17 protein-coding genes are annotated in these 17,805 nt (G+C 51.1%); 12 read left to right on the forward strand and 5 right to left on the reverse strand.

Annotated elements, in window-relative coordinates; genetic code table 11:
* Position 1: 1 nt before the first annotated feature.
* The gene (gene sbcB / locus AC6R0S_RS15845) at positions 2-1,426 is read right to left on the reverse strand and encodes an exodeoxyribonuclease I (RefSeq protein WP_500632194.1); all 1,425 of its coding nucleotides are present in this window, start codon (positions 1,424-1,426) and stop codon (positions 2-4) included.
* Between the two features lie 182 nt (positions 1,427-1,608).
* Positions 1,609-2,235, reverse strand: coding sequence for a Rossmann-fold NAD(P)-binding domain-containing protein (locus tag AC6R0S_RS15850; RefSeq protein WP_500632223.1), 627 nt, complete (start codon positions 2,233-2,235; stop codon positions 1,609-1,611).
* Between the two features lie 510 nt (positions 2,236-2,745).
* On the opposite strand from AC6R0S_RS15850, the gene AC6R0S_RS15855 reads away from it, so the two are divergent.
* The 8 genes from AC6R0S_RS15855 (at position 2,746) to btuD (ending at position 9,728) form a co-directional block, all read left to right on the forward strand.
* Complete coding sequence (locus tag AC6R0S_RS15855) at positions 2,746-3,357, forward strand: flavin reductase family protein (RefSeq protein ID WP_500638330.1); 612 nt, start codon at positions 2,746-2,748, stop codon at positions 3,355-3,357.
* Position 3,358: 1 nt separating this feature from the next.
* Positions 3,359-4,387, forward strand: coding sequence for a nicotinate-nucleotide--dimethylbenzimidazole phosphoribosyltransferase (cobT, locus tag AC6R0S_RS15860; RefSeq protein ID WP_500632196.1), 1,029 nt, complete (start codon positions 3,359-3,361; stop codon positions 4,385-4,387).
* Entirely contained in the window at positions 4,387-5,196 is an 810-nt protein-coding gene (locus tag AC6R0S_RS15865; protein WP_500632197.1) for an adenosylcobinamide-GDP ribazoletransferase, read from the forward strand. Before cobT ends, AC6R0S_RS15865 begins: the two co-directional genes overlap by 1 nt.
* Positions 5,193-5,753: a bifunctional adenosylcobinamide kinase/adenosylcobinamide-phosphate guanylyltransferase gene (gene cobU, locus AC6R0S_RS15870; protein WP_500638331.1), complete on the forward strand. Its 561-nt coding sequence runs from the start codon at positions 5,193-5,195 to the stop codon at positions 5,751-5,753. The genes AC6R0S_RS15865 and cobU overlap by 4 nt, the downstream gene beginning before the upstream one ends.
* Before the next feature lie 8 nt (positions 5,754-5,761).
* Positions 5,762-6,445, forward strand: coding sequence for a histidine phosphatase family protein (locus AC6R0S_RS15875; RefSeq protein WP_500638332.1), 684 nt, complete (start codon positions 5,762-5,764; stop codon positions 6,443-6,445).
* A gap of 433 nt (positions 6,446-6,878) precedes the next feature.
* Positions 6,879-7,907 (forward strand): succinylglutamate desuccinylase, encoded by a 1,029-nt coding sequence (locus AC6R0S_RS15880; protein ID WP_334550507.1) that lies wholly within the window; start codon positions 6,879-6,881, stop codon positions 7,905-7,907.
* 86 nt (positions 7,908-7,993) lie between these two features.
* Positions 7,994-8,989 carry a vitamin B12 ABC transporter permease BtuC gene (btuC, locus tag AC6R0S_RS15885; protein WP_500638333.1) on the forward strand — a complete coding sequence of 332 codons (996 nt, stop codon included), beginning with the start codon at positions 7,994-7,996 and terminating at the stop codon, positions 8,987-8,989.
* Positions 8,976-9,728: a vitamin B12 ABC transporter ATP-binding protein BtuD gene (gene btuD, locus AC6R0S_RS15890; RefSeq protein WP_500632590.1), complete on the forward strand. Its 753-nt coding sequence runs from the start codon at positions 8,976-8,978 to the stop codon at positions 9,726-9,728. Before btuC ends, btuD begins: the two co-directional genes overlap by 14 nt.
* 447 nt (positions 9,729-10,175) lie before the next feature.
* Here btuD and AC6R0S_RS15895 read toward each other — a convergent pair whose 3' ends face one another.
* Positions 10,176-10,751 (reverse strand): nucleoside triphosphate pyrophosphohydrolase family protein, encoded by a 576-nt coding sequence (locus AC6R0S_RS15895; protein WP_500627853.1) that lies wholly within the window; start codon positions 10,749-10,751, stop codon positions 10,176-10,178.
* 288 nt (positions 10,752-11,039) lie between these two features.
* On the opposite strand from AC6R0S_RS15895, the gene AC6R0S_RS15900 reads away from it, so the two are divergent.
* Positions 11,040-12,110, forward strand: coding sequence for a sensor domain-containing diguanylate cyclase (locus tag AC6R0S_RS15900; RefSeq protein WP_487903117.1), 1,071 nt, complete (start codon positions 11,040-11,042; stop codon positions 12,108-12,110).
* 22 nt (positions 12,111-12,132) lie between these two features.
* On the opposite strand, the gene AC6R0S_RS15905 is transcribed toward AC6R0S_RS15900, so the two are convergent.
* Both AC6R0S_RS15905 and AC6R0S_RS15910 read right to left on the reverse strand, forming a co-directional pair.
* A complete protein-coding gene (locus AC6R0S_RS15905) occupies positions 12,133-12,693 on the reverse strand; it encodes a DUF1415 domain-containing protein (protein ID WP_500638334.1) in 561 nt (186 codons plus the stop codon).
* Positions 12,690-13,934 carry an MFS transporter gene (locus AC6R0S_RS15910; RefSeq protein WP_500638335.1) on the reverse strand — a complete coding sequence of 415 codons (1,245 nt, stop codon included), beginning with the start codon at positions 13,932-13,934 and terminating at the stop codon, positions 12,690-12,692. The genes AC6R0S_RS15905 and AC6R0S_RS15910 overlap by 4 nt, the downstream gene beginning before the upstream one ends.
* A gap of 133 nt (positions 13,935-14,067) precedes the next feature.
* On the opposite strand from AC6R0S_RS15910, the gene AC6R0S_RS15915 reads away from it, so the two are divergent.
* From AC6R0S_RS15915 to AC6R0S_RS15925, 3 genes are all read left to right on the forward strand, one after another.
* A complete protein-coding gene (locus AC6R0S_RS15915; protein WP_487903114.1) occupies positions 14,068-14,937 on the forward strand; it encodes a LysR family transcriptional regulator in 870 nt (289 codons plus the stop codon).
* 41 nt (positions 14,938-14,978) lie between these two features.
* Positions 14,979-16,454, forward strand: a complete 1,476-nt coding sequence (modF, locus tag AC6R0S_RS15920) for a molybdate ABC transporter ATP-binding protein ModF (RefSeq protein WP_500638336.1) — start codon at positions 14,979-14,981, stop codon at positions 16,452-16,454.
* A 79-nt stretch (positions 16,455-16,533) separates the two neighbouring features.
* Positions 16,534-17,751, forward strand: a complete 1,218-nt coding sequence (locus tag AC6R0S_RS15925; protein WP_500638337.1) for an ABC transporter substrate-binding protein — start codon at positions 16,534-16,536, stop codon at positions 17,749-17,751.
* The last annotated feature ends 54 nt before the right edge of the window (positions 17,752-17,805 follow it).

Consider the following 17,805-nt stretch of genomic DNA (forward strand, 5'->3'; position numbering starts at 1 on the left):
CTTAAGAGACCAACTGTTGAACGTATTGATAGACCGATTTTAAGATAGCGACTTTCTTTTCGTCACTTTCATGTTCATGAACTAAGTTTTCCAGATTGATCATGTAATTTTCAATGCGACTTTCGAAGTACTCGCGGCAATGCGCCGCCCACTGCTGCTGCTCTTTTTCATCCAATGTCCATGGGTAGTGGCGTGCGCGGTAGCGAAATAGTAGCGGGGCGATGCGTGGATCACTGAATTCAATGTCTAGACCTGCGAGTTGCTGCGGTTCAGTTTGGCGAATGATCTCCATGGCTGCTTTGTCGGCAGGAGAAAAGAAACCGTCATACAACTGAGTATCCACGTCGGATGACGCGGCGTACTCTCTTTCAATACTGTACAAGCCAATCAACTTTTCGCGGATTTCTGGGTGTTGGCGAAGCGTGGCTAGGTTTTGTAAGCACTGCTCGCGGTCGATGCCAATATGAGCGGCATTGTCCGCCGTGAGGGTTTTCGCAGGGGCGAGAATTGGGCACTTATTGAGATGCACCAGTTTGACCGGCACGGGCAGTTCATCTGGCCCTAGGTCGTCTCGCTTGGTGTACAAACGCGTGTTGAGTGCGTCGACATCAAGATCCAACAGTGGCTGAGGATCTTTGGCTAAGTCCACCATGATAACCGCGTTTTGGTTGGTCGGGTGCCACGCCACTGGAACCATCCAACTGGTGTATTGGCACTCTCGGCCTAACATGCCGGAGACGTGCATCAAGGGGGTCATGTTGACAATATCGATCAGCTCATTGAGTTTGCGTTTGTGGCGCATCGACAAAAAGTAATCAAACAATTTGGGCTGTGCGGCTTTGATTTTTTTTGCCATCTCAATGGTGGCAATCACATCCGCCATCGCGTCGTGCGCGTTGGCGTGTTCAATGCCATTGGCGACCGACAAATGTTCCAACTTAAAGCTAATAAAGCCTTCTTCGTTTTCTGGCCACTCGATGCCTTCAGGTCGCAACGCATGACAAGCGCGTAGCACATCCAAAAGATCCCAGCGAGAGTTGCCGTTTTGCCAGCTCCACGCATAGGGATCAATAAAGTTGCGGTAACAGGTATAGCGCGTCACTTCATCATCAAAACGAATGCTGTTGTAGCCCAAGCTAATGGTATTGGGCGTCGCCAATTGCGCGTGAATCTGAGCGATAAATTCAGGTTCTGGCAGCCCTTTACTGACCGCCGTTTGCGGCGTGATACCCGTGATGAGCGCCGCTTCTGGCGCGGGTAAGTAATCGGCAGGTGGCTGACAGTAAATCACCAGCGGCTCACCGATGATGTTGAAATCCATATCGGTGCGTACGCCTGCAAACTGGCTCGGCCTGTCTTTGGCAGGGCTGGTTCCCCAAGTCTCATAATCAAAGAAGAAAAACGTCGGTTGATTATCAGATTGCATGGGTTCTCCAGAAATTGCGTGCGATTGACGTGAAGTATCCGTCAAGAAAGGGCGCGCAAGCAAGGGAAATGGCGAAAAACTTTCAAGCTAGGGCAATGGGTGACGATTTTCTGCGCGTCAGGACAAATCAAGGACAATAAGGACCCGACGGCCAACGTAGAGGCGCTACGAGTCATCGACTGCTAACGATAACGCTCAATCAGCGCCAACATATCTGGGCTTTCGAGGACGCGGATTCTGCTATGGCCTTTTTCTTTTGCAAACAGTGCGTAATGCATGGCTCGCGCGACGTCACTGGCATGAATGGGAATCAGCTTGCGCAATGGGCCTATCATAAGTGGGCGCGCCACTTTTAGCACCGCTTGCAAAACCAGTTCATCATTTCTTGGCTTATCTCTTAGCCCCACTAATGGACCAGGGCGAAAGAACACCACTTGCTCAAACCCCATACGCTCAATGGTCAGTTCCATTTTTCCTTTACAGCGTAGGTAATGAGACAGTGAGCGCGATGACGCGCCATAACTCGAGACAACCGCGAGACGCGTCACGCCAAGCAGTTTCATTTCGCTCGCGACCTCACACACCAGTTTGACGTCGACGTGTTCTAGCGCCTCTTTAGAGCCTGCCTGCTTGCGTGTGGTGCCTAAACAAATGAAGCCATAGGTGGGGGTCGGTTTGTCGTCTGTCCACGTCTGTACTTCCAGTTCAGGGTGAATCAGCGTCTTTAATTTGGGATGAAAATAGGGCAAGGCTTTACGAGATAACGCGTAAATAGCCTCGATCGGCTCGGCCTCGAGCATCTGCTTCATTAGCTCGTTGCCAATTAGGCCCGTGGCGCCTGCCGTGATGACGACAAGCGGTGCACGTTCGTTGGGGTTGTGTTCAGTCTGGTTCACCGTCAGCCTTGCATGAATTCGAGGAAGGTGAACGAAGAATCCTACAGGATCAGTGAAAAGTCTATGATCTCATCCTATCTTTCGCGATCTAATGTGTATTTGTGTCCTTGTGTGGAAGAACCGGGGTTAGGTGAGTGAGAAAGGTAAGCGACGAGTGCTTTTCTTGGGTGAGGACGAGCCGTTTTTGGGTTTACTTGAACGTCGATTTGCAATCATACAGACCTCCTTGCGCTCTACGTTACTGATCAAAAGCGTTCTACGTTATTGATGAAAATATAGTACAAATGGAGAAAAATACCAGTTGAGGTCAATAAAACCGATGAATTGACCAGCAAATGGTCAATCACAACAGGGGCGGCGGGTGTTCAAAACGGTATTTCGCGGTACACTGACAAAAATTCAATCTCACCATAGGGATACGTGATGAACATTGACTTGACGACCATGCCGCCTGCGGACATTTATCATTTGATGACGCAAACGGTGATTCCCAGACCCATCGCTTGGGTACTGACGCAATCAGGCACGCAAAACTATAATTTGGCGCCGTTTTCGTACTTTACGCCGATTTCTAGTAATCCACCGCTGTTGATGTTTTCGGTGGGCAAAAAGCCCAGTGGCGAGATCAAAGACACGACGCGCAATGTACTAGCAAACCGAAAAATGGTGGTGCATATCGCTCATCAGGCGCAAGCCGAGTCGGTGACGCAAACCGCCGCAACCCTAGAGCATGGTGAGTCAGAAGTGGCAGCCACCGGTCTTGAGTTGGTTGGCTTTGACGGTTTTGAACTGCCTCGGGTGCAAGGTTGCCCGGTGGCGTTTGGTTGTTCGCTGTTTGAAGTCAAAGAGATCGGTGATACCCCGCAAAGCCTTATTTTTGCCAAGATTGAGCAGATTTACCTTGATCCTAATATCGTGACAGAAGAGGGCAAACGCCTGACGATTGATGCTCTGTCGCTCAACCCACTTTCCCGTCTCGGGGGCAGCCAATACGCTTTGACCCGTGACGTTTTTTCTGTAGCTAGGCCCAAATAACATGTTAAACCACGCTTTTTCTGACGCCATTTGGCACCGTATCAACCAAAAAACCAAACCTCTTGGCTCGCTTGGCTTGCTTGAGTCAGCCGCCCATCAATTGGCGCTGATACAAAGCAGCAAAGCGGGAAAACTCGCGCAGCGCATCACGCTCAACCAACCTGCTGCTATCGTCTTTGCCGGCGATCACGGGATTGCCGATGAGGGCGTCAGCATTGCGCCTAGCGCTGTGACGCAGCAAATGGTGCTTAACTTTTTAGCGGGTGGCGCTGCGGTGAACTGTTTCTGCCGCGCCAACGATGTTGCGCTTACTGTCGTTGATTGCGGAATCTTACTGCCTGTGGAGTCTGACTCGGCGCAGTTTATCTCTCAGCGTCTTGGCGAGAGAACCCACAATTTTGCCGAGCAAGCTGCGATGAGTTCTGAGCAGGTCGAGAACGGCTTGCGTCTGGGGGCGCAGGTGGTCGATAAGGTGATCGCATCTGGTTCTGAGCTGGTGATGTTTGGTGAAATGGGCATTGGTAACACCAGTAGCGCGGCGGCCCTGCTGAGTGCCTTGACCAAGGAGCCGGTTGAGCGCTGCGTCGGCCGCGGAACGGGCATCACCGATGAGCAGTACGAGCGTAAAGTGGCGCTGGTTGCTCAAGGTGTTGCGCGCTGTGACGGTCTAGACGTGAAAGAGATATTGGCCGAGGTCGGCGGGTTTGAGATTGTGCAGATGGTTGGCGCTTTCTTGGCGGCGGCTAAAGCGAAAGTGCCGGTGCTAGTTGATGGTTTCATTGTCAGTGTGGCAGCGTTGGTGGCAAGCGAACTTGAACCTTCAAGCCGAGAGATGATGATTTTTGCCCACCGCTCGCATGAGTCGGGTCATCAATTGTTGCTGCAAAGACTGGAAGCTTTGCCGCTGCTTGACTTGCAGCTGCGCCTAGGTGAGGGCACTGGCGCGGTATTGGCCGTGCCTTTGCTGCGCAGCGCCGCCGAGTTCTACAACACGATGGCGAGCTTTGAAGAAGCCGGAGTAACGGTCTAATGTGGCGCGCGAGCAAATATCAATGGCAACTGTTTTGTTTGGCGTTGGGATTTTTCTCGCGTCTCCCTATCCCGTCTTCGACGCCTTATAGTGAGGCGCGCATGAACCAAGCCGGGCGTTATTTTGCGTTGGTCGGCGCGATTTTGGGCGCGTTGTGCGCCTTGGTGTATGGCGCAGCGCAGTGGTGGCTGCCCAGCAGTGCGGCGCTGTTTGTCATGATGGTGTTTAGCTTGATGCTCACAGGCGCCTTTCATGAAGATGGCCTAACGGACATGGCGGATGGTATTGGCGGCGGCATGACCACCGAGCGCCGCCTTGAGATCATGAAAGACAGCCGCATCGGTACTTATGGCGCCAGTGCACTTATCATGGCGCTGTTGGGTAAGTTTGTTTTGCTGAGTGAACTCATCGAGCAAGTGAGTCAAAGTATCACTGCCATCGGTGTGATCCTTATTGTCGGCTATACCTTGAGTCGTGCGGTAGCCGCCTCATTAATTTTCGATATGCCTTATGTCAGCGATCTCAGTGGCAGTAAAAGTAAGCCCTTGGCACAGCGTCAAACTCGGCTTGAATTAGGCATTCTCCTTATGACGGCGGCAGTGCCTTGTCTGTTTTTATCCGCAGGCGCGGTACTAGCGCTAGTGATTGTCGCTGTGGTGTTTCGCTTTGGTTTTAAACGCTGGTTGCAGGCGCGCCTCGGCGGCTTTACTGGTGACTGCTTGGGCGCGGCGCAGCAGATCATGGAGTTGCTCTGTTATCTCACGTTGCTTGCGCTCGGTGGCCCCATTCTCACTGGAGGTGCAGGGTGACGATTCATTTGGTGCTTGGCGGCGCTCGCTCAGGCAAATCGCGCTTTGCCGAAGCGCAAATTCGCTCGCTGTGTGAAGCGGGTAACGCCGCGCTGGGGAGTGAGGTAGTCAAAAAACACTACATCGCCACGGCAACTCATCTCGACCAAGAAATGGCCAGTCGGATTGCGCACCATCAAGCTCAGCGCGTCGGTGAAGGGTGGCACCTGCATGAGTGTCCCACTGAGTTGAGTGAGCAACTGGTCCACTTTGGTCAGTACGATGTGGTGCTGATCGATTGTTTGACGCTGTGGCTGAACAATGTCATTTACAACGGCGGCGAGACGCTCAGTGATGAAAACACCCAGCAACGCGTGGCGCAGTTAGTAACGAGCATTCAGCGCTGCCGCGCGGATATTGTCTTAGTCAGCAACGAAGTAGGGTTGGGTGTGGTGCCATTGGGTGAAATCTCGCGTCGCTTTGTCGATCACGCCGGTTGGATGAATCAAGCCATTGCTCAAGTGGCGGACAAGGTGACGCTGGTGGCCGCCGGTCTACCTGTTTCATTGAAATCGTAGGAGTGCGGATGTCTTCTATCCGAGTCTCGCTTGTTCGTCACGCCAAAGTGGATGGCAAGCCTGCTTTGTATGGTCATACGGATGTGGCGGTGGCGGCGGAGCGCCAACAGGCGTTCGCGCGTGCGTTGGCGGAAAATGGATATGCTTTGCTGCCGATCGTTTGCTCACCGCTGCGTCGCTGCGCTGATCTTGCTAAAGCCCTGCATGCGTTGGGTGAGGAGCAACCAAGCGCCGCCAGTCCATTCAACCATTCGATCTCAACCCCAGTTACGGTCCCTGTGACGATAGAGCCTCAATGGCGCGAGATTTCGTTTGGTCAACTCGACGGTATTCCTTTTGATGAGGTGGGCGAGCAGTGGTCTGCACTGGAGGCGTTTTGGCAGCATCCGGCTCAGCACCCGTTACCCGGTGCAGAAACGTTAGAGCGTTTTTATCATCGCGTCGTCAACGCTTGGCAAGCGTTTGTTGCTGAGCTTTCACGCGATACCTTGGTGGTGATGCATGGCGGCACGATTCGGATGATTTTGGCTTATGTGCTGGGGCTCGATTGGCAAAATCCGGCGCTGTTTTCAACCTTACATATTGAGAACCAATCCATCACGCAGCTTGAGTTTTACACTGATGAGAGCGGTCAGGTACAAGCTCAGCACGCACGGGTCCGAATGATTGGCGCACCGCTAGGGACTGGATAAGCACTGTTTAAGGTTATCTCCTAATCGCTTAAGGCTCTCTTGTCACCGATAGCGACTTAAAAATGGCGAGCAGGTATCACGTTACATCAATCGATACGCAATGGGCTGCATTTAAGCACACAAAAGCGCATCGAAAGACGCAAAAGAGGATGCGTTTTATTGTGATTCGATTACACTGCCTAAAGCTTGGCGCGTTGTCAGAATGGGACGACGGCGCGTCATGAACAACCTCTTTAAATGATTGAAGTTTTTACGTAGCTGAACGGGGCGCCGTTCGGTTGCCTGCACAGTGAGTCTTGTGGGTAGGGTGATGCCCAGTTGATGGATAATTTTCGATGAAGCACACAATCGGTGTCGATAAGTTTGATCGCTTCTACATAAATTGTCGGTTCAATTCATTAACATACACCGCTGTGCAATAAAGGAGTAGCGCATGACGAAATCCCTCTTTCGCCAATCTTTTCTTTTTGACAGCCTCAATGTCGATCAAGAGATGCCTGTGGGTGAAATGACGGTCGCCAATGGCGTCGTTTTCCGGCTTCATCAACGTGGCGTTTTGGAAGTGATTCCTGCCGACTTTGATGAGACCACCAAGCATATTATTTTGTCTACCGGCATTCATGGTGATGAGACTGCACCGATGGAGCTCATTGACAAGATTGTCGATGACATTCAAACAGGTTTCCAGCCGGTCAGGGAGCGTTTGCTGCTGATCGTTGCCCATCCGCAAGCCACCAATGCTCATACTCGATTTATTGACGTGAATCTGAATCGTCTGTTTGACGATAAAGACTACGAGCCGAGCATTGAGCTATCGATTGCTAATGAATTGAAAGACGTCGTCGGGCGCTTTTACCACGGCACTGACCCTGCCGCTCGTTGGCACTTAGATCTGCATTGTGCGATTCGTTTATCAAAGCACTATACCTTTGCCGTTAGCCCGAAAGTGCGACATCCGGTGCGCAGTAAAGCCCTCATGGATTTTGTCGCCAGTGGCCACTTAGAAGCAGTGATGTTTTCAAACGCGCCCTCAAGCACCTTTAGTTGGTTCAGTGCAGAGAATTTTGCGGCGCAAGCTCTGACGGTCGAATTAGGTCAAGTGGCCAAAATCGGTGAGAACGAACTGGGCAAGCTGGTTGCGTTTGATTTGGCGATGCGCGATCTGATTTCGCGCAGTAAAGCCGAGCACTTACCGCGTAAGCCGACTATGTATCGCGTCAGTCGTACTATCGTTCGCCTGCATGACGATTTCGACTTTTTGTTTGCCGATGATGTCGAAAACTTTACCGCGTTCAAACATGGCGAAGTGTTTGGCCATGATGGAGACAAACCGCTGCTGGCGAAAAACGAAGGAGAAGCGGTCGTCTTTCCAAATCGTCATGTCCCGGTTGGACAGCGCGCGGCACTGATGGTCTGCCCGGTAAAAGTCCGCTACGAAGAGGATCAGGTCGTTTACGATTAATCGTCTTCTAACACTTTTCATTTTAGTGGCTTAGCGTTATCGTTAGGCCACTGTTCTTTCTAGCCCGCCGAATTGACCTACCTTGCATGGAATTTAGCCAACTTTTACATCGTAAACAGCACCGTTGGACACGCGCCGCATGGTTAGGTGCCGGATTGTTTCTTCTAGTGAGTCTGTTTTACGTCATGGTCGGCGAAGTGTTCATTAATCCGCTTGGCGAGCTCAGCCACATTCAAACCCAGCTGCTTGTTCATCTGCGTCTGCCTAGATTGATCTCTGCCGTGGCGATCGGAGCGGCGTTGGCGTTGTCGGGGGCAGTGCTGCAAGTCTTGCTTGGTAATGTGCTCGCAGAGCCCGGTGTGCTCGGCATTTCCGGTGGCGCGAGCATTATGATGGTGCTGGTGCTGTTTTGTTTCCCTGCGTTTGCGACGCCGTTAGGTTATATGCTAGCAGCGATCGTCGGTGCGCTATGCTTTACCTTACTGTTGGTCTCGATGGCCAAAATGATGAAGCTGACGACAACACGTCTTCTCTTGGTGGGGGTCGCGCTGGGCATTTTGTCGGGGGCAGTGGTCACTTGGGCTTTCTATTTCAGTGATGATTTAAGCCTCAGGCAGTTGATGTATTGGCTGATGGGCAGCATTGGCGGCGCAAGTTGGTCTCATCACTGGCTGACGTTAGCGCTTATCCCGGTTGTGGTTTGGCTATGTAGCAAGGGAGCGCTGCTGGATCGACTGATGCTTGGTGACGTTTATGCTAAGCAGTTGGGTATCGATACTGACGCCGTACGCTGGAAACTGATTTTGGCGGTATCGATTTTGGTCGGGGGCGCGGTCGCACTCGGTGGAGTGATTGGCTTTGTCGGCCTGGTTGTCCCGCATTTGCTGCGTTTATCGCTGGGCAGCGAAAACCGCTTTTTGTTGCCACTCTCTGCGCTTTGCGGGGCACTATTAGTGCTGGTGGCGGATCTTATTGCGCGAACCGCGCTGCATTCGGCGGAACTGCCGCTTGGCGTTGTGACCACCTCAATAGGCGCACCGGTGTTCATTTGGATGTTGCTGAAAAATCATGATTCACATTAATAATCTCTCTGTTGGCTCGCGTTTGCTTCCACTCTCTTTTGAGGTCAATCAGGGAGAAATCGTCCATGTCATTGGCCCAAATGGCAGTGGCAAAAGTACTTTGTTGACCGCTATCGCAGGGCTATTAACGGCGAAAGGGGAGGTGAGGATTGGTGAGCTTGATGTGGCCAAGGCGTCGATGCCTTCTTTAGCCTCCTGCCGGGCTTTTTTAAGCCAAAGCGATCGCCCAGCGTTTAACATTGAAGTGGTGCAGTACTTGGCGTTGTCGCTGCCAAGCCAAGCGAAAAGCGTACTTGATGAGGTGAATGCGGCGGTCCACACCCTCGCTCAGTGGTTACAGTTAGAGGATAAGCTGCATCGTTCGATTCATCAGTTGTCTGGTGGGGAGTGGCAGCGAGTGCGCCTATGTGGGATCTGTCTGCAAGTCTGGCCAACACTGAATCCGTTGGCGAAGGTATTGATTCTTGATGAACCGGCGGCGCCGCTCGATATTGGTCAAGAAACGCTTCTTTACCGTTTGATCGATAAAATCGCCCAATTAGGCATTACAGTGGTGATGTCCAACCACGACCTGAACCGAACCTTGACTCATGCGCACAAGGTGGCGCTGCTCGATCGCGGCGTGTTGCAACAATTTGGTCTGCCTGAAGAGGTATTGAATGAGGCGCAGCTGTCGCGCGTGTTTAATACTGAGGTCCGCTGCGAATCGATTCGCGGCAAGCGGGTTCTGCTGTTCTAACGCTTATCGCACTTCGCTGTGCTTTAGCACTCATTATCTATTTCATTATCATCCACACTATCCCTCACGAACTTGCCTTTAAAGCAAATAGTCGAACTGAACTAGTGCAGCGTTGCACTGAATCGGTTCGCGTGCCAAAGCAGTAGCGTCGGTAAATTATTGCTTCTCACGCAAATTTTTTTAAAAAACAATAACTTAACTATTTTTATAAAGTTGGCACGCTGTTGGCATTAGTGAAAGGGATACATTCTCGTTCTTGTTAGGCTGATTCAATTTTTCAGTACCCCAGAAAAATTGAACGTCGTCAAATTATGACTATGGCAGCTTCCGCCACCTAAGGATTCCCGTCCGTAGGTGGCGGCTTTTTTTCTAGCGTAAGCTTTTCTTAATGAGCGCTTATTGTAGAGGAAGCTTTTTGTTCAAGAAAAACGAGCGCAATAAAGCGGGTTATTGAGTCAGCGGCGCTAAATCCGCAGGACGGTAATAGACCGATTTCAACACCTTTCCTTGACGGATGGTTTTTGCGTCTGACACAAAATCTTTGGCACATTTCGCGATCAGGTAATCGCCTTTTTTCACTGCGGTCAGCTCGATACCTTGCTTGGCGTAGTGCGCCTCGGTGTCAGCGAATTCTTGCTCATTACGACACACTTTACTCATGTTGCTCGAGTGTACTTCATCCCAACACGGCAGAAAGTCGATACCACGGTTAACGGCCACATTAAGCAATACATCAATCAAATAGTTAATCGCAAGATTATCTTCAATACGTTGCTGGCCTAGATGCACCAATCGACCCATCAAAACATAGACGCTATCGACAATCGCATCGGCTTGTTCGGTTTTGCAATCCGCTTCAGCCAGTTCGGTCATTTCTTCAATGATCAAAGACGTATGGAGAGTATCCGCTTTGTCGTCTAAGCTTTCAGGTGAGGCGACAGGTAAATCGAAAGTGCTACGAAATTCAGTGATGTCTTGGTACAGGTGATTGAAAAGTTCAGTGGTGAGTTGGGTCAATTGCATATCAGCTAAGCCTAGGGTTACGAAGTATTGCCAAACGTGAAGAGAGTAAGCAAAGGTTAAGACGTGCGGCAATAGTAACAAACCGCCCTATGTCCCGCCAGAGTAACTCTGTAATCGTACGACTCATTTGATATTCGTACCCTGTGATACGTTCGAGCTCGTCCATTGACCGCTGATAAAATGGCTACCACGCTTCCATTTTGAATGAAAAGCAAGAGAACCCCTCTTTCTATATGGGAGTTGATGCTTATAATTCTATTAAGGACTTCACGCTGATAGGGCAACATCATGGTAATAGAAAGCGAAAGTGAAAAAGTGATCAGACGTCTGTATCAAATCACCAATGATTACAGTAAAGGCTTTGATATTCAGGTGAGTCAGCTCATCATGATGGGGTTAGAGCGCTTTAATTTAGATATCGGCATTTTGTCACGCATCGATGGCGGCACATACACGGTGTTGCACTGCGTCGTTCCTGAAGGCGCGGATCTTAAAGCGGGTGACACCTTTGAATACGATTGCACCTATTGCGAAATCACCTGCTCATCGTTTGGCCCTGTAGCGATTGAGCACATGGGGGAAGATGATGCCCACGCGATTCACCCTGCCTACAACGCGTTTGGTTTGGAGTCCTACATTGGTGTGCCTATTTTTGTCGATGATGAAATTTTTGGCACCTTGAACTTTTCTTCACCGATTCCTTACCCACGCAAATTCAAAGATATTGATATCGACGCGCTTAAGTTGATGGCGTCATGGATTGAGGTCGAGTTGATTCGTCGCAAGCAGGAGACGCGCCTGCAAGAGCTCAATGCCTCTCTCGAGTTTCAAGCATTCCACGATCCTTTAACTAAATTAGCCAATCGCCGCGCGATGTTTAAAACCATTCATGTGGATTTGGAACGTATGAAACTGGCCGGCGGTCAGGGCAGCTTGGCGATCATCGATATTGATCACTTCAAAAAGGTGAATGACACCTTTGGTCATCAAATTGGTGATGACGTGATACGTAAAACCGCCGACGCGCTAAAAGCGCAGTTAACCGACAGTGATTTTATCGCCCGTTTTGGCGGGGAGGAGTTTGTCGTCTGGCTACCCGATCGAGATCCGACCGCACGTAAAACCGTGATTGAGGCGATGCACCGTGCGGTCAACAATACGCTGCTCGACGGTAAACCCATTACGGTTTCCGTTGGCGCGACCCACTTCGATTTTGCGAATGCTCGGGTGACAGACTGCCAGAAATCCACGCTTGATGAGATTCTCGCCATTGCCGATGAGGGGCTCTACAGCGCCAAAGCCAGTGGTCGCAACCGCATCGAGTGGCGCGAGTACCATACCGACCACGCCGCGGCGTGATCGGCGACTGCGTTAAAGAGCTTTAGGAGAACAGATAAGGGAATAACTGACGCTTTTCTTGATCAGTCAGTGATTCGACTCGGTCGATATTGGTGTCAGGAATGGCTTCTGGGTTGGGGTAGTGACGCAAGACTTTCTCCATGCTCTCTTCACGAATGAGATGAAACACGGGGTAGGGTGAGCGATTGGTTAAGTTCTCATCATCGTCTGGCTCAGTGCCGCCAAAGCAGTAGTCGGGGTGGAATGTGGCCAGTTGGAAAATGCCCTCATAGCCTTGCTGTTTAATCAAGGCTTCCACCCAATCAATAAACAGATTGTAATCATCAAACGATTGCAACATCTCTGGCACCACCACTAAGGTGGTTTCCCGCTCCTCGGCTGAAAGTGCCTCTAGAGCGATAAGCTCACTCAATAGGTCTTCAAGAAGAGACGCTTCGTCGGTGGCGTCACTGGTCACGATATGAATTTGTCCATTGCGCTGCGGTTTTGCGGCAAACGGACAAAGGTTAAGACCGATCACGACCTGATTAAGCCATTGCTCAACGGCGCTGATGATAGGAGAAGGGTTGGCTGAGAGAGTCATTTTGCTTCCAAATTCTGATTTGAGCCAAGCATATCAGAATTTGCCTTCACAGGCGGCACTCTTGTGTGGGTAGTCTGCCGCGACAGCGCCGCACAAAGAAAGAAAATCATCACATAGAGCAGCATGCCACCAGCGATGACGGTTGCCCAACCACCGTGTTGCCAACAGTAAATCAAGAAAAAGCCCCCGATACTGCCCCCGACGTAATAGTGCACGAGATAGAGTGCAGTTGCCGTCGCCTTGGCTTGCGTCGCTTTTTGGCTCACCCACGCGTAGGCCAGTGTGTGGGTGAAAAAGGCGCCGAAGCTAATCAGCATCAACCCCAGAAGCATGAAAGGTAGGGTATCGACGTAGGCACTCCACATTCCAAGCATACTGATTAGCGCGCCCACTTTGATGCCAAGTAGCGGCGGGTAACGCTTATTCCAAACCGAGGTGAGCTTGGAGCTCAATGTGCCGGGCAGATAGCACAGGAAGATCAGCGCCGCCAACCCAACTGGAAGAGAATGCGGTTCGGCCACGGAACGAAACCCCATCACCGAATAGAGGTTCACAAACAGCGCAAAGTTGACACCACCAATCAACATTGCGAGCCAAATAGTGCGGTTTTTGAGGTGCTCGACTAGTGCGCGATTGTGGTAGCGAAGCATCCCTTTGGCGGGCTGGAAATGTTGCTGCTTGGGGAGCAGTAACGCGACCGCGATAGCGCCAACTAAGGTGAACAGCGCCATCACCAGTACCGCGAACTCCCAGCCCAGTTGGTCGGTGAGGATACCACCAACAATACGCCCTGTGATACCGCCGAGTGAGTTCGCGGCAATGTAGCCACCAATCGCTTGACCAAACGCAGCGCTGCTCAGCTCTTCAACCATATAAGCGACGGCGACAGAGGCAAAGGCCGCCAAGGCGATGCCCATCATCGCGCGCAGTAAAACCAAGCCCAGCAGAGACTCAGTATAGAACATGGCGAGACCAATCACGGGCATCGCAAACAGGCCAAGCAACATAACACTGCGTCTGCCGGTGGACTCGGATGCGACCGCCCAAGGCACAAGGAAAAAGGACAGCGCTAGGGTGCTGGCGGCAAAAATCCAGTTCACTTGGGTTTCTGACACGCTGAAATGACCGGCCATAAAAGGCAGCATGGGCTGAAAAAGGTAGAGATTACAAAACACCAGAAAGGAGCCCAGCGCTAGGCTGAAAGTCACTCGTTTGTACGCAGGGCTAGACAGTTCAATCATGGTTACTCGTATGGGTGTGATCAGTCAGGAGAGTGTGATCACATTATCAGTCTCATCTTGATTTATAAAATATATTAAAAATATCGTTGTCATATGTTTTTGATCTCATTAAGACGGCCAGAGGAGTGCCATTTTGGAGAGTAAACCTTTGCGTTATTTTGTCGCGGTGGCTGAGCATGGTCACTTTACTCAAGCCGCCAAAGCCTTGCACATTGCACAGCCTGCCCTGAGTATCGCGATTCGAAAATTTGAGCAGACGCTGGGTGTTGAGCTGTTTCGCCGCGAAGACCGTCGCATCTCCTTAACCCCAGAGGGAGAGGTGCTCTACGAGCATGCCAAACGAATCATCCAGCAACTAGATGACGCCAAATTGGCTATTGATGAGATGAAGGGGCTGGAAAAAGGCGAAGTCAGGCTTGGCGCTCCCAGTATGATGGGGTCCTATTTTTTTCCGCGCATTATGATGGCGTTCAAAAGCCACTATCCCAATCTTAAATTGACGCTGGTGGATGCGGGGGCGCGCTCGGTGCGGCAAATGTTGCTCGATGGGGAGCTGGATATTGGTGTGATTGACAGTGAAAATGTGCCTGAGGACTTAGCCACCGATCATTTGCTGGATTCGGAAATGGTCGCGGTGGTCAGCCCAACGCATCCGTTTGCCCAGCGCCAAGCGATCGATTTTGATGAGTTTTTTGAGCACGAACTGGTGCTGTTTAAGCCCGGCTATTTTCACCGTGGGTATCTGGAGCAAAAAGCCAAGGCGTGTCAAAAGCCGCTCAAATTCTCGTTTGAGACCAACTTGTTGCCGATGATTCTTAGTATCGTCAAACAGGAATTTGCCATTACCGCTTTACTAGAGTTAGTGCCTGAGCATGAAAAAGCGGTCGTGGGTGTGCCGTTCACACAACCGGTCACTGTCAGTTTAGCGCTCGCTTGGCGCAAGGATGGCTACCTCTCAATTGCGGATCGAACCTTTATCGACTTCGTAAAGCGTTATGTATGATGGACGAATAAGGATAACAACACACTCAACAAAGGACTTGTATGCGCATTGCCATTCATCAGCTCAACACAACAGAACATTCAACACCGCTAAAGATTGAACGATGGGAGATTGAAGACGGCCACTCATGGGGCGTATTCAGCTCTGAAGGCGATATCGGATCGCAACTGGGCGCACTGCTTTGCGGCGATGCCCCCTTTGAAGGCGTTCAGGATGCGGTTGACAGGAGTGAAGGCCGCGTTGCACAAGTCTCGCTAGCGAGCCAGCAGCAATTACTCGAAGAAGAAATTGCTAATGATGACACCGATTTTCTCGACAGAATCGATAGTGGGACGAGCGTTGAAATCTTGGTTAAACAGCAGTGTGATGATCTTGAGTATGCCAATCAATTGATGAGTCAGCTCGATTTGTGCCATTTAGCCAACAGTGGTTTTCGTCAGTTGTCGACGGGAGAAACTCGCCGCGTGATGTTGGCGCGCGCACTGGCCAGCAAGCCTGATCTGTTGGTACTCGATAATCCGTTCTCCGGTCTGGATGTGGCCCATCGTGAGTCGCTGTCGACAACGCTGGCAGAAATGGCGCAACAAGTGCAGATTATCGTCACCTTCAATCGTGAAGAAGATTTGCCCCCTTGGATTGACCAAGTCGCGCTGTTTCATCACGGACAATTGGAGAGCACGATGACCTCCGCCGCTTGGCATGCGCACCCAGTGATTGCTCAGTTGCAATCGCAATCAGAGCAACAAAGCGAGCACATGTTGGCGTTGGTGCGTAAACATCAGCACAGCAATGATCTGCCCAGTCCAGTGTTTGCCATCAAGGATGGGGAGGTCGCGTACACCGACAAAACCATCTTCACCCAGCTCAATTGGCAAATCGATAAAGGTCAACATTGGCAGATTAAAGGTCCAAATGGTTGTGGTAAAAGCACACTGCTCGGGCTGATTTTTGGCGATCACCCTCAATGCTACTCCAACGATATTACCATTTTCGGCCACCAGCGCGGCAGCGGTGAAACCATCTGGCAAATCAAGCAGAACATCGGCATGGTGTCCTCTTCATTGCATCTGCAGTATCGAGTCAGTTGCAGCGTACTGGACGTGATTCTCTCGGGCTTTTATGACTCCATCGGCCTCTATCAGCAGCCGAGTAAACGTGAGCTGCAAACCGCACACGAATGGCTCGCCATGCTCCACATGACCGACTGCGCCAAGCGCTCGTTCCGTGAGCTGGATTACGGCCAGCAGCGATTGGTGTTAATCGCTCGCGCGCTGGTGAAACAACCCGCCCTGTTGATTTTAGATGAGCCCTATCAAGGACTTGACTACTTAGGGCGTCGGTTAGTGAAAAACAGTTTAGAGATGATCGCGCGTGAAAATCTTAGCCAACTCTTGTATGTCTCGCACTATGAGGCCGACAAGCTGGAGGCTATCCGCAATGAGCTCAGCTTTGAGTTTGACGAGTCGATGGGCTGTTATGTCCCTCGGGTTGTCATGGGTGAATCAAGTGGCGCATAAACGGCGTGTGTCACCCTGACAAACAGGCTCGGCTCATCTACGCTTAAGATAGTCTTATTATTCAGGGAGTAGCGTCGATATGATGCGGTTTTCTGCGGCCATGATGGCCACGGTGTTAAGTTGTGTAACCTGGGCGGCGAAGCCGGAGTTCGTGACTCTTTATTTGGATGCGGATAGGACAGGGCACCTTGAATCGGCGCAGTCGATTGAACAAGGTGTGAAAGTGGCACTGGCGGAAGTCGATAACCAACTCAACGGCGTACCTGTGCGCTTTGTTGTGCGTGATCACAGAGGCAACGTCAAACGCAGTAAACGCCATATGGATGAGTTTTTGCGCGATGCCAATGCCTTAGTGTTTGTCGCTGGGATGCACTCTCCGCCGTTGATCAAATACCGTGATTTTATTAACCAGCAAGGCATATTGACGTTAGTGCCTTGGGCTGCAGGAACGCCAATCACGCGCTCGCTCGAAAGCGATCAGAACTTTATTTTTCGACTCTCTGTGGATGATTCCAAAGTGGGCGGGTTTCTTCTCAACGTCGCCTTTGAGCAGGGCTGCTCTGTGCCCCATCTAGTGCTGGAAAACACCGGCTGGGGCAAATCAAACTACAAAGCGATGATGCGCGCGTTGCCCAGTGATGTGGATGCTGAGGTCAAGGTCTCTTGGTTTGACTGGGGTATACAAGCGTCAGACGCGCGAAACATCGTTCGCCAAGCGCAGCAAGACAAGGCGCAATGTTTGCTCTTGGTGGGTAACGCTCGCGAAGGCAAAAATATTGTTGATGCGGTGGCCGAGCTCAATGCCTCCCTGCCCGTGTACAGTCACTGGGGAATAACCGGCGGACAGTTCGCGCAAAATGTGCCGTTTGAGGTGCGAGAAAAAGCGCAACTGACCTTTGTTCAGTCTTGTTTTAATTTTTACAGCAACGCGCTCACGCCATTCCAAGCAGGGGTGTTTGAGCGTGCAAGCCGCTTGTTTCCGGAGCAGTTTACATCAACCAATATTCAAGCGCCGGCGGGTTTAGTCCATGGTTATGACCTGACACGCGTTCTCATCGCTGCAGCAAACCGCATCGAGTGGCAACCGGAAATGCCCGACAATCGACGCGCATTGAAAGTCGCCCTAGAGTCACTAGAGACGCCAGTGCAAGGCTTGGTCAAACGCTACCAACAACCGTTTAGCCCTATCTCTAGGGAGAATATGGATGCACATGAAGCCTTATCGGCACAGGATTTGTGTATGGCGATGTATGACGAGCACGATGGCGTCAAATTGCGTTTGACCGACTCTAAGTAGCACGCAACAAATAACAATAACAACGAGGGATGCATCAAAGCAGTTCCCGAGGAG

Source organism: Vibrio sp. R15-SG3-ISO1B (assembly GCF_059833835.1).

Bases quoted from the DNA above. Each gene is read 5' to 3' on its own strand.
- sbcB (WP_500632194.1), bottom strand. From the start codon at position 1,426: ATGCAATCTGATAATCAACCGACGTTTTTCTTCTTTGATTATGAGACT.
- AC6R0S_RS15850 (WP_500632223.1), bottom strand. From the start codon at position 2,235: ATGAAGCAGATGCTCGAGGCCGAGCCGATCGAGGCTATTTACGCGTTA.
- modF (WP_500638336.1), top strand. From the start codon at position 14,979: ATGCGCATTGCCATTCATCAGCTCAACACAACAGAACATTCAACACCG.
- btuD (WP_500632590.1), top strand. From the start codon at position 8,976: ATGATTCACATTAATAATCTCTCTGTTGGCTCGCGTTTGCTTCCACTC.
- AC6R0S_RS15855 (WP_500638330.1), top strand. From the start codon at position 2,746: ATGAACATTGACTTGACGACCATGCCGCCTGCGGACATTTATCATTTG.
- AC6R0S_RS15880 (WP_334550507.1), top strand. From the start codon at position 6,879: ATGACGAAATCCCTCTTTCGCCAATCTTTTCTTTTTGACAGCCTCAAT.
- AC6R0S_RS15895 (WP_500627853.1), bottom strand. From the start codon at position 10,751: ATGCAATTGACCCAACTCACCACTGAACTTTTCAATCACCTGTACCAA.
- AC6R0S_RS15875 (WP_500638332.1), top strand. From the start codon at position 5,762: ATGTCTTCTATCCGAGTCTCGCTTGTTCGTCACGCCAAAGTGGATGGC.
- AC6R0S_RS15925 (WP_500638337.1), top strand. From the start codon at position 16,534: ATGATGCGGTTTTCTGCGGCCATGATGGCCACGGTGTTAAGTTGTGTA.
- AC6R0S_RS15900 (WP_487903117.1), top strand. From the start codon at position 11,040: ATGGTAATAGAAAGCGAAAGTGAAAAAGTGATCAGACGTCTGTATCAA.
- cobT (WP_500632196.1), top strand. From the start codon at position 3,359: ATGTTAAACCACGCTTTTTCTGACGCCATTTGGCACCGTATCAACCAA.
- btuC (WP_500638333.1), top strand. From the start codon at position 7,994: ATGGAATTTAGCCAACTTTTACATCGTAAACAGCACCGTTGGACACGC.
- AC6R0S_RS15910 (WP_500638335.1), bottom strand. From the start codon at position 13,934: ATGATTGAACTGTCTAGCCCTGCGTACAAACGAGTGACTTTCAGCCTA.
- AC6R0S_RS15865 (WP_500632197.1), top strand. From the start codon at position 4,387: ATGTGGCGCGCGAGCAAATATCAATGGCAACTGTTTTGTTTGGCGTTG.
- AC6R0S_RS15905 (WP_500638334.1), bottom strand. From the start codon at position 12,693: ATGACTCTCTCAGCCAACCCTTCTCCTATCATCAGCGCCGTTGAGCAA.